Source organism: Streptomyces sp. NPDC001027 (assembly GCF_040299045.1).
In the GTDB taxonomy this organism is placed as follows: Bacteria; Actinomycetota; Actinomycetes; order Streptomycetales; family Streptomycetaceae; genus Streptomyces.
The window spans coordinates 1-4,777 of sequence record NZ_JBEPBI010000399.1 but is presented as its reverse complement, the minus strand read 5'-3'; the positions used below and the strand labels follow the sequence as shown (position 1 = coordinate 4,777).

Genomic DNA, 4,777 nt, shown 5'->3' with positions numbered 1-4,777 from the left:
GCGGCCGTCGACGTCTTCGGGCTGCGGGACGCGATGTTCCGCGGCGAGAAGATCAACGTCACCGAGGACCGTGCGGTGCTGCACACCGCGCTGCGGGCGCCCGCGGACGCGGTCGTCGAGGTCGACGGCGAGAACGTCGTGCCGGAGGTGCACGCCGTGCTCGACAGGATGGCCGCCTTCGCCGGCCGGGTCCGCTCGGGGGAATGGACCGGGCACACCGGCCGCCGCATCCGCAACGTCGTCAACATCGGCATCGGCGGCTCCGACCTGGGCCCGGCGATGGCCTACGAGGCGCTGCGCCCCTACACCGCACGCGAGTTGACGTTCCGGTTCGTGTCGAACGTGGACGGAGCCGACCTGCACGAGGCGGTGCGGGACCTGGACCCGGCCGAGACGCTGTTCATCGTGGCGTCGAAGACCTTCACCACCGTCGAGACGATCACCAACGCCACCTCGGCCCGCTCCTGGCTCCTCGACGGGCTGGGCGGCGACGAGAAGGCGGTCGCCCGGCACTTCGTGGCGCTGTCGACGAACGCGGGGAAGGTCGCCGGGTTCGGCATCGACACGGACAACATGTTCGAGTTCTGGGACTGGGTCGGCGGCCGCTACTCCTTCGACTCGGCGATCGGCCTGTCGCTGATGATCGCCGTCGGCCCGGACCGCTTCCGCGAGCTGCTCGACGGCTTCCACCTCGTCGACGAGCACTTCCGCACCGCGCCCGCCGAGGCCAACGCCCCGCTGATCCTGGGCCTGCTGGGCGTGTGGTACGGCAACTTCCACGACGCCCAGTCGCACGCCGTGCTGCCCTACAGCCACTACCTGTCCAAGTTCGCCGCCTACCTCCAGCAGCTCGACATGGAGTCCAACGGCAAGTCGGTGGACCGCCAGGGCCGGCCCGTGCGGTGGCAGACCGGGCCCGTCGTGTGGGGCACGCCCGGCACCAACGGCCAGCACGCCTACTACCAGTTGATCCACCAGGGCACGAAGCTGATCCCGGCGGACTTCATCGGCTTCGCCCGCCCCGTCGACGAACTGGGCGGCGAACTCGCCGCCCAGCACGACCTGCTGATGGCGAACTTCTTCGCCCAGACCCAGGCGCTCGCCTTCGGCAAGACCCCCGAGGAGGTCCGCGCGGAAGGCGTGCCCGAGGAACTGGTCGCGCACAAGACCTTCCGGGGCGACCACCCCACCACGACCGTCCTGGCGAAGGAACTCACCCCGTCCGTCCTCGGCCAGCTCATCGCCCTCTACGAGCACAAGGTGTTCGTCCAGGGCGCGGTGTGGAACATCGACTCCTTCGACCAGTGGGGCGTCGAACTCGGCAAGGTCCTCGCCACCCGCGTCGAACCCGCCCTCACCGAAGGCGCCGACGTCCCCGGCCTCGATCCCTCCACCACCGCACTCGTCGCCGCCTACCGCGAACTCAGGAAGTAGTGAACTGACATGACATCGATGCAGCTGGGCCTGGTCGGTCTGGGCAAGATGGGCGGCAACATGCGCGAGCGCATCCGCCGCGCCGGCCACACCGTCGTCGGATTCGACCGCAACCCCGAGGTCTCCGACGTCAAGGACCTGGCCGAACTCGTCGGCAGTCTCGAAGCGCCGCGCATCGTCTGGGTGATGGTCCCGGCCGGCGCGGCCACCCAGTCCGTGGTCGACGAGCTCGGCGACCTGCTCGAGCCCGGCGACACCGTCGTCGACGGCGGCAACTCCCGCTGGACGGACGACGAGAAGCACGCCGCCGAACTCGGCGCCAAGGGCATCGGCTTCGTCGACGCGGGCGTCTCCGGGGGCGTCTGGGGCCTGCAGAACGGCTACGCCCTGATGGTCGGCGGCGACGCCGAGCACATCGCACGCGTCCAGCCGATCTTCGACGCCCTCAAGCCCGACGGCCCGTACGGCTACGTCCACGCCGGCAAGGTCGGCGCCGGGCACTTCTCGAAGATGGTCCACAACGGCATCGAGTACGCCATGATGCAGGCCTACGCCGAGGGCTGGGAGCTGCTGGAGAAGGTCGACTCCGTGGAGAACGTGCGCGAGGTCTTCCGGTCCTGGCAGGAGGGCACGGTCATCCGGTCCTGGCTGCTGGACCTCGCCGTCAACGCCCTCGACGAGGACACCCACCTGGACAAGCTGCGCGGCTACGCCGAGGACTCCGGCGAGGGCCGGTGGACGGTCGAGGCGGCCATCGACAACGCCGTGCCGCTGCCCGCGATCACGGCCTCGCTGTTCGCGCGGTTCGCCTCCCGGCAGGACGACTCGCCGCAGATGAAGATGATCGCCGCGCTGCGCAACCAGTTCGGCGGCCACGCCGTCGAGTCGGCGGAGAAGTAGGTCCGGCCGTGGGGGACCTTCTGCTGGTCCGCCACGGAGAGACGGAGTGGAGCAGGTCGGGACAGCACACCAGCTGGACCGACCTGCCCCTCACCGCACACGGCGAGGAACAGGCCAAGTCCCTCGTCCCGCTCCTCTCCGGCCGGACCTTCGCGCTCGCTCTGGCCAGCCCGCTGCACCGCGCGACGCACACCGCGCGACTCGCCGGCGTCCCGGGCGTCGTGCCCGAGCCCGACCTGCACGAATGGGACTACGGCGGCTACGAGGGAGTCACCACCGTCGACATCCACCGCACCCGCCCCACCTGGGACCTGTGGACGGACGGCGTGCCGCCCGGCCCGCAGGGCCACCCCGGCGAGTCGCCCGACGAGGTCGGACGGCGGGCCGACCGGGTGCTGGAGCGGGTGGGCCCGGCGCTCGCCCGCGGGGACGTCGTCCTCGTCGCCCACTCCCACTTCCTGCGGGTGCTGACGGCCCGTCGGCTCGGGCTGCCGCCCGTCGAGGGGCGGTTGTTCCAGCTCGCCACGGCCACCGTCAGCCGCCTGTCCACGGAGCACGGGCGTCCCGTGATAGCCGAATGGAACGTACGGGCATAGGCGGTTGACACCGCTCACGCGGGCCCGCCAGAGTCGCGGCTGATGGAGATCAACTCACTGACACCGGCCGAACGACGAGTCTGGCGGGCCTTCGCCAGGGGCGCGACCGTGGACTTCCGCGTCGCGGGCGAGGAGGACGGCCCTCGACCCGCCCTGCGTGCGGCGGTGTTGCGGGCACTGCTCCTCAACGGCCCCCGCGAGGCGGGGGAGATAGCCGCCCTCAAGGTCGTCGGCGCTCACGTCACCGGCCTGCTCGACCTGCGGCAGGCGGTCGTCGACAGCGTGTTCCGGCTGGTCCACTGCCGCTTCGACGAGGCCCCGAGGCTGGTCGGCGCACAGCTCGCCCACCTCAGCCTGCTCGACTCCGAGCTGCCCGGCCTGGACGCCTCGCACGCCCGGATCGACGGAGGGCTGCGGCTGACCCGCTGCCGTGTGGGCGGCCCCGTACGCCTCAGCAGAGCGCAGATCTCGGGCGCGTTGTACCTCGACGAGGCCGAGGTCACCGCCCCGGACCCGGCCCAGCCCGCCCTGCAGTTCAACCAGATCTCCATCGACAACGACCTCTGCGCCCGCGGGCTGCGCGTCCAGGGCCTGATCCGGCTGGACGGCGCCTCCGTCACCGGCTCGATCGACCTGGAGGACGCCGAGCTGAGCAACCCCGGCGCGCAGGTGCTCACCGCCGAGTCCCTGGACGTGGGCGCCAACCTGCTGGCCCGGCGGCTGCGCGCGGACGGCCGGATCGATCTGCGCGGCGCCCGCGTCCCCGGCCGGGTGGACCTGCTGCGCAGCACCCTGTCCAACCCGGGCGACACGGCACTGCGGGCCAGCAGCTGCGTCATCGGGGAGTTGTGGCTGCGCGAGGGACCCCCGGTCAAGGGCCGGCTCAACCTGCGGCGGGCCGAGGTGGGCCAGCTCCAGCTGCAGCCCGAGATGCTGCCGGACCAGGTGCGGCTGCTGGACCTCACCTACACCTTCCTCACCCCGCACGAGCCCCCCGAGCGGCGGCTGCCGATGCTGGAGCGCGACGACGGCGCGTTCGACCCGCACGCCTACGAGCAGCTGACGGCCGCCTACCGGCGCATCGGCGACGACCGGGCAGCCCGGCTCGTCCAGCTGGCCAAGCAGCGCCGGCATCGCCGCACCCTGCCCTGGTACGGCCGCGCGTGGGGCTGTCTCCAGGACGCGGCCGTCGGCTACGGGTTCCGTCCGCTGCGCGCGGCCGGCTGGCTGCTGTCCCTGCTGGCCGTCGGCTCGATCGCGTACGCCGGGCACCACCCGCCCCCGCTCAAGGCAGGCGAGGCGCCGCACTTCAACCCGGTGTTCTACACCCTCGACCTGCTGCTGCCGGTGATCTCGTTCGGGCAGGAGAGCGCGTACGCGCCGGTCGGCGGGTACCAGTGGCTGGCGTACGTCCTCATCGTGACCGGCTGGATCCTGGCCACGACGGTCGTCGCGGGTGTGACCAGGACGGTCAGCCGACAGTAGGTCAGCGCACGGCGTGCTGGGCCGCGAGCCGCACCGGCGCGTTCGCCGCGCCGTACCCCTGGTAGCCGCCGTCGCGCTGGACGAGTTCGAAGAAGACACGGCCGACGGTGTGCGTGTAGCAGTGCCGGAAGACGCCGTGCGCGTCCCGGTCGTAGAGGATGCCGAGATCGCGGTAGGCGTCCAGCTCCCCGTCGGCGAACTCGAAGCGGGCGGCGAGATCGTCGTAGTAGTTCGCGGGGATGGGCAGGAGACGGCCGCCCGACCCGACCAGTCGCCGGGCGGCCGCGACCACGTCGTCGGTGGCGAACGCGATGTGCCGGGCCTGCCCGGCGTCGTCGCCGGGAGCCGCGCCGACGGTCAGC

4 protein-coding genes and 1 pseudogene are annotated in these 4,777 nt (G+C 71.9%); 4 read left to right on the top strand and 1 reads right to left on the bottom strand.

Annotation, left to right across the window (positions count from 1 at the left end; translation table 11 throughout):
- The 4 genes from pgi to ABT300_RS41485 all read left to right on the top strand — a co-directional run.
- Nucleotides 1-1,434, top strand: a 1,434-nt coding sequence (pgi, locus tag ABT300_RS41500) for a glucose-6-phosphate isomerase (protein WP_351687633.1), incomplete at its 5' end; no start/stop codon positions are given.
- A gap of 18 nt (nt 1,435-1,452) precedes the next feature.
- Complete coding sequence (gnd, locus tag ABT300_RS41495) at nt 1,453-2,334, top strand: phosphogluconate dehydrogenase (NAD(+)-dependent, decarboxylating) (RefSeq protein ID WP_351687636.1); 882 nt, start codon at nt 1,453-1,455, stop codon at nt 2,332-2,334.
- 8 nt (nt 2,335-2,342) lie between these two features.
- Entirely contained in the window at nt 2,343-2,930 is a 588-nt protein-coding gene (locus ABT300_RS41490; protein WP_351687630.1) for a histidine phosphatase family protein, read from the top strand.
- 42 nt (nt 2,931-2,972) lie between these two features.
- Nucleotides 2,973-4,415 (top strand): membrane-associated oxidoreductase, encoded by a 1,443-nt coding sequence (locus ABT300_RS41485; protein WP_351687627.1) that lies wholly within the window; start codon nt 2,973-2,975, stop codon nt 4,413-4,415.
- A gap of 1 nt (nt 4,416) precedes the next feature.
- Here the strand turns inward: ABT300_RS41485 and ABT300_RS41480 are convergent.
- Nucleotides 4,417-4,777 (bottom strand): annotated as a pseudogene (locus ABT300_RS41480) (sugar phosphate isomerase/epimerase and 4-hydroxyphenylpyruvate domain-containing protein); the annotation flags it as partial.

Excerpts from the sequence above, each read along its gene's own strand:
- ABT300_RS41485 (WP_351687627.1), top strand. The coding sequence starts at position 2,973 with ATGGAGATCAACTCACTGACACCGGCCGAACGACGAGTCTGGCGGGCC.
- gnd (WP_351687636.1), top strand. The coding sequence starts at position 1,453 with ATGCAGCTGGGCCTGGTCGGTCTGGGCAAGATGGGCGGCAACATGCGC.